Source organism: Paenibacillus baimaensis (assembly GCF_025567575.1).
Window position 1 is genome coordinate 1 of the sequence record NZ_JAOQIO010000122.1, and the last position, 6210, is coordinate 6210.

The 6210-nt window shown below is 39.4% G+C and carries 4 protein-coding genes; all 4 read right to left on the reverse strand.

The window, feature by feature from the left end:
• The coding region (locus OB236_RS35945) for a hypothetical protein (RefSeq protein WP_262688350.1) at positions 1-372 on the reverse strand (372 nt) is incomplete at its 3' end.
• Between the two features lie 424 nt (positions 373-796).
• A complete protein-coding gene (locus OB236_RS35950) occupies positions 797-2596 on the reverse strand; it encodes a LamG domain-containing protein (RefSeq protein WP_262688353.1) in 1800 nt (599 codons plus the stop codon).
• A 952-nt stretch (positions 2597-3548) separates the two neighbouring features.
• Entirely contained in the window at positions 3549-4595 is a 1047-nt protein-coding gene (locus OB236_RS35955) for a hypothetical protein (RefSeq protein ID WP_262688351.1), read from the reverse strand.
• A 346-nt stretch (positions 4596-4941) separates the two neighbouring features.
• On the reverse strand, positions 4942-5283 hold the full coding sequence (locus tag OB236_RS35960) for a hypothetical protein (RefSeq protein WP_262688352.1): 342 nt from the start codon (positions 5281-5283) through the stop codon (positions 4942-4944).
• Positions 5284-6210: the final 927 nt, after the last annotated feature.

A 6210-nucleotide genomic window follows, 5' to 3' on the forward strand; every position in this document is an offset into this window, starting at 1 on the left:
AGTGAACGCTGACCAATCTTGGGTACGAGGTACTTCCACATACGCTGAAAAGTTTCCCGTTATCACTTTTTGTGGATCATTGGTAATGCTCCCTGAACCCGGTTCAAAATTCGTTCCTTCATAGGTGCCGCGTTCAAAGGTTTCTACATCGGTGGTTCCAATTGCTAATTTTAAGAATCTTATGCTCTGATCATAGCCCATTGTCTCTCTATTTGTACCATCAGAAGTTACTACAATGGATGAGTCCGATTGTTTATCATAATAAAAAAAATCTAACGAATGAGTGTAGCTTTTGGCATGAAGATTAGCTGGGAAATTTACAAATAATAAAAGTGAACATAAGCCAGATATCAATAATTGTTTGAGCTTCAAGAAAATCACGGCCCCCCCTCTCAGAGATGTGTAGCTTTTTTGGCATCTAAAAGTTACCGAAATGAAGTGGTGAATAAATACATGTCCTATTTTGTCATAATTTTTTCGTATGTATGGTGTTGCTAATTTCTAAATTCTTTTGTTCCTAAACATTTGTCTTTTTTTATAACCTCTCTTTGAAATCACGTTGTTCAAGTATATAAGAACCTCATTTCCCCCTCAAACTAGCGATAATTAGTCCATGAAGATCAATATAACAAATAACGCATGTCGAATACTGTCATAAATTGCTGTCGAATGGTATTTTATTCTCCACAGGGATACACAAAAGGATCGTCTTGCCAATTTAATGACACAACGATCCTTTTCTGGGTAAGGTGCTTTAAAGTTCATGACGCAGTTTCATCAACGAAGTTTCCCGATTTTAGTTTTGTATAGTTGTCTTCCTTACTAAGTTCCCATTTAGATCATATTCATAATTAAAAGTAGATCCATATGCGTTATAGTTAAGTAGTTCATTGCTCGCACTGTATTTGTAATTATCTCCATTCAACCTCCAATATCCCTTAAGCCCAGACTCATTTTCCGTTAAAATTTGAGTCATGTTTTCTTGTATTTGCTGTAAGCTTCTGGCTGTGTTCCATATCCGCACATCGCTCAGGAATCCATCAAAATATTCACTACTCAACTCACCTTGTCTTCCTAATACTAGTGGACCGTTTTTGGTGTATGTCAATGGACTCCCCTTGGTTGCCCTCAATTCCCCGTTGATATATATGAATGCATTCGTCGGGGTCGATACCGCTGCAACATGGTACCACGCATCTGCTTCTAGTGGACCCACATTCACGGCTCCCCATGAATCCGTAAACCGCATGTTTCCGTTATCCATGCCCAAGTAAAATGAATTCCCTGATGCAGCTTGAGTCCATTGTGAAATCATTTCTCTAGTCCCGGTAAATGCTTTCTTCTTAAACCACAACTCTACAGTAAAGGTATTACCTCCTGGTGGAACCATAGCTTCATTGCTCAGCACTACATAATCGTCTATTCCGTCTAGTGTTAGATTCCGTATTCCTTTACCATATAAATCTCCATGATTATGCCCTTTCGTACTATCAAAAAGAATGTTTCGACTTACGTCAGCTAATTTCCAATATCCTGTAAGCCCAGACTCACTCCCCATTAAAGCCTGAGTCATACTTTCCCGAATTTGCTGTGCGCTTCGAGCTGTGTTCCATATCCGCACATCGCTCAGGAATCCATCAAAATATTCACTACTCAACTCACCTTGTCTTCCTAATATTAGTGGCCCGTTTCCGGTGTATGTTAGTGGACTCCCCTTGGTTGCCCTTAATTCCCCATTGATATATATGAATGCATTCGTCGGAGTCGAAACCCCTGCTACATGATACCACTTATCTGCTTGTAATACACCCACATTAACGGGGTTCCATGAATCCGTAAACCGCATGCTCCCATTATCCATGCCTAAGTAAAATGAATTCCATGATGCAGTTTGAGTCCATTGTGAAAGCATTTCTCTAGTCCCGGTAAATGCTTTCTTCTTAAACCACAACTCTACAGTAAAGGCATTACCTCCTGGTGGAACCACGGCTTGCTTGCTCAGGACTCCATAATCGTCGTTTCCATCTAGTGTCAGGTTGGCTTTTACTTTTCCATATAACTCTCCATGATTGTTACCTACTGTGCTATCAAAAAGAATATTTCGACTTACATCTTTTAATTTCCAATACCCTGTGAGCCCTGGCTCATTCCCCGCTAAAGCCTGTGTCATATTGTCTTGAATTTCCTGTGCGCTCCTGGCTGTATTCCATATCCTTACATCACTTAGAGCTCCATCAAAGTACTCAGCGTGAAGCTCACCTTGTCTTCCCAGCAGAAGTGGACCGTTTCCACTATAAGTCAAAGAACTCCCTTTGGTCGCTTTTAATTCCCCATTAATATAAATCATCGCGTTCGTCGGGGTCGATACCGCTGCCAAATGGTACCACGTATCCGGTTGCAATGCCCCCACATTCACGGTTCCCCAAGAATCCGTAAACCGCATGTTTCCGTTATCCATACCTAAATAAAATGAATTGCCTATAGCTGCATTTGTCCATTGGGACAGCATCTCACGATACCCGTTAAATTCTTTCTTTTTGAACCATAGCTCAACAGTGTAGCCGTTGCCACCTGTAGTTTTTTGGCCTTTAAATATTTGAAAACACGGTGTATTTTATCTTTCACGTATCATGGGAAGACAACAAATTCATCACAGATTATTCTATATACTTTAATTCAATCACATCTACATGTAATACTCCCGATCCATTGTCTGTGTTGCCACGGATAAGTGCGTAAACTCTCGCGTAAGTGGTATCCGGTGGAGTTATTCCATTATTGGCTAACGTTACGTATCCTCCTTGTGTCACCTCACTGATTTCCGTTACACTTGCACCGGTGAACATCGTCGAGTTATAAAAATCCACGTACAATTGTATTTTCGCATTTGACAGTTGAGCGATATTAAAACTCCCGCTGACGTGAAACTTTTTATTAGGTTCAGCACTGATTGCTTGACCGCCCCCACCGCGCCATTGGCCAACACAATTCCTGATCCGATAAACTTTTGCGCATGTTCGCTCATCGGACTTATTTCATAGCTACCACTCGCCCCCACCTATACTCTTCCCACTTGTTTGCCACCCCGTTACTTCCTTGATATTTTTCAAATGATCCATTGATTAATAAATTATCACTTTTCTAACACTGTATGATCATTATCTTTTGATTTTTGCTGTTTCTTAACACGGATCATTCTCCTTAAACCGGTTCATTTTCGGTCTCTTTAATAACATCCACGATGGTATTCTCTATTTAAAACTGCATGGACATAGTATAGGTTGCCTTCTATGATTCTATCAAATCATTCTCGTCATAGCTTGTTGGATGTATGTCGTTGGCTTAAAGATTTGCATACTCTATTGCATAATATAGCCACACCAAATTGTCAAGATATATGTAAATTTTTTACCTTTTAATAAAGATGGTGGATTAAATAAGACATGTCTTACCAGTATATTAGTTGATTAATAAGTTTTTTCATTTGTTAGTCACTTCTCGTATGATTGATAATTGTTCAAACTGATTGATGATTTCGTGGGATACTTCTATTTACGATTAGTTTTCTTCTTTATAAGATTTCCATTTTTATCAAAATTGTATTGAGTTTGTGACTCCATTCCTTCAATCGAAGAGTTAATTGTTTTGATAGTGCTGTTCTGATCATAGTTATAGGTAAAAGTATTCTTTTTTATTAAACTAATATCGTCAAACCAGGAATTCCCTCCCATATTGGCATCCATTCGCAAATAAATCTTTAAGTACTTCGTATTCGGATGCAGGTTCGTAATTATTGCAGTATGCCTGCCCCATTCCTGTGTTTCTCCGGTTGCGATCAGCTTTGCCTGCCCGTTTGGATACCACATCATAAATCCGTTATCCCCTACCTGCAGCACATTGATGCTTACTCCTGTTGCGTTGGTGACATTACTCGTTTTAATCCACGCTGCCAGTTCATAAGTATCATAGGGATTAACGGGGATTAAGTCTGTAGCGATCAGTTGATCCGTACCCGTGCTTGCTACTGCGGCCGAAGCCATTCCGCTGTGATACGTACTTCGGTCTAACCCGAATCCTCCTGTTTCTTCATGCATCAATCCGTTTTCAAAACCGCCATTTTTAATTTCGTTACGATTCGTCAGCGAAATATCGTCGAACCAGGCCGTACCTCCCGCATTGGCATCCATTCGCATGTAAATCTTCACATATTTCGTATTCGGATGCAGGTTCGAAATTGTTGCAGTATGCCTGCCCCATTCCTGTGTTTCTCCGGTTGCGATCAGCTTTGCCTGCCCGTTTGGATACCACATCATAAATCCGTTATCCCCTACCTGCAGCACATTGATGCTTACTCCTGTTGCGTTGGTGACATTACTCGTTTTAATCCACGCTGCCAGTTCATAGGTATCATGAGCATTAATGGGATTTACCGTGATTGTGCTCAATTGCTCCAATTCTGAACTAATCACTTGTGCCGAAGCCAATCCTCCATGACGAGTATTCACTTCTAAGCTGAATCCGTCTGTTGCCCACCATAAGCCTTGTTCAAAGCCTCCATTGTCAATCATGTTATTCTGATTTACATTGGTTAACATTGGTGAGGCCTTAGTGGACTCTGAAGAAACCGCGATTGAGACTATTAAACAAACAATAAGGAATGAAGCATTTTTAAAAAATTCATTAAATACACCTCGGATTTTTATAAATAAATTGATAACTAATTGTAAGTTTAAAATGATTTGATAGTTTCTATATCGAAATATTGGTATTGGTTACGCCGCGCATACATTTCGTAAGTTTTTTTATTGTTGTACGACAGCGAGGAAATAGCAAAATAAGAAAACCCAAGAGAGTTATTGGTTCTGCTTGGGCTCTTACTCCTAATAGTAGTACAAGTATACATGCTTTAAGTTTTCTCTAAAGTGTCGTCAATTGTTAAATTTAATAGTTTTCAATCACACGAATATCATCTATGAGTATCGCCCTCCCATAGCGCATGCCCCAGTTCAATTGGTAATCATCATACATACCTGTTGTAAAGGTGACAGACTTGCTCCCAACCACTCCTGGCGCATCGTTCCATGTCAACCATCCTCGATCTTCAACAGGTGTCCCTTTCACGCTTCGCACAAAAAAATCGAAGTACCCATCACTACCCGGCTCACTAATCGCTTTATGCTTAAAGGACACCGTGTACGTCGCGTTAGGCTCCAATCTCATTTTTGACGGATTCGAAATCAGATACGTCTCCCATTCCCAGGCCACCGGTGCTTTAGCATACATCGCATACACCCCCTGCAAGGATCCGTCTGGTACAATTCTGGCATCTCTTCCTACTCTTTCGGGAATGAAGTAATAACTATTTTCCATCAGGTTACTCTCAAAACTTTCAGAATCAAATCCAGATCTTTGCAGTTTTTTTTCGATACTTTCAATAAATTTCTGTTTGCGTCATGTACATAGTGATAAGAATTATTCGTAGTTATTATTTGTTGTAGTTGCCCGTCTTCCCTGTAATTGTATGTTTCCATTGCGGTGACCTGATTTGAATTCATTATAATGATATACAGGAACAAACAAAATAATTGAAAATTTTTTATATGCATCGCACGCTCTCCTCAATATGCCTCTGATGCTAGTCCATCAGTTGCAGTTGTCCTCTTAATTTAGTAATTGGTAACATTGTCCACATATTAGTGCGAATTAGTCCATGATGACTAATATAACAAAACATTCGTGTCGAATGTTGTCATAAATCGCTGTCGAATAGTGTTAAATGAAATAAAAAGATTATCTTATCAAGGAATGACAAATCGATACATCGGGTTTTCATTATAGTCTTAGGTATACTGGCTGGTCCCATCTACTGTTTTGAGGATCTAATGCCTTCAGCTTAACTCACCTTTGGTAATTAACGGATAGTATGATAGCAACTACAGGGTCAGGTAATATTCAGATAGGATGATTTAGTCCGCAAATAATCGAGGTGTTGTATAAGAACAGACATACCTAACTGCTCTCTCCTTGTTTTCGTATAGATGCTGATTAAAAGAGTTAAGGAATGTTTTAGAATATTGGTTATATTTACCTCTTTTGACTTATGTGAGAAAAGTTATAATGACGCTATCCTCAGCAAGAATCACATGTCTATATAAGTTGAACTAAAGGAATTCATTTCCAACCGTCGAATTAAAGATATACAACCTGAAA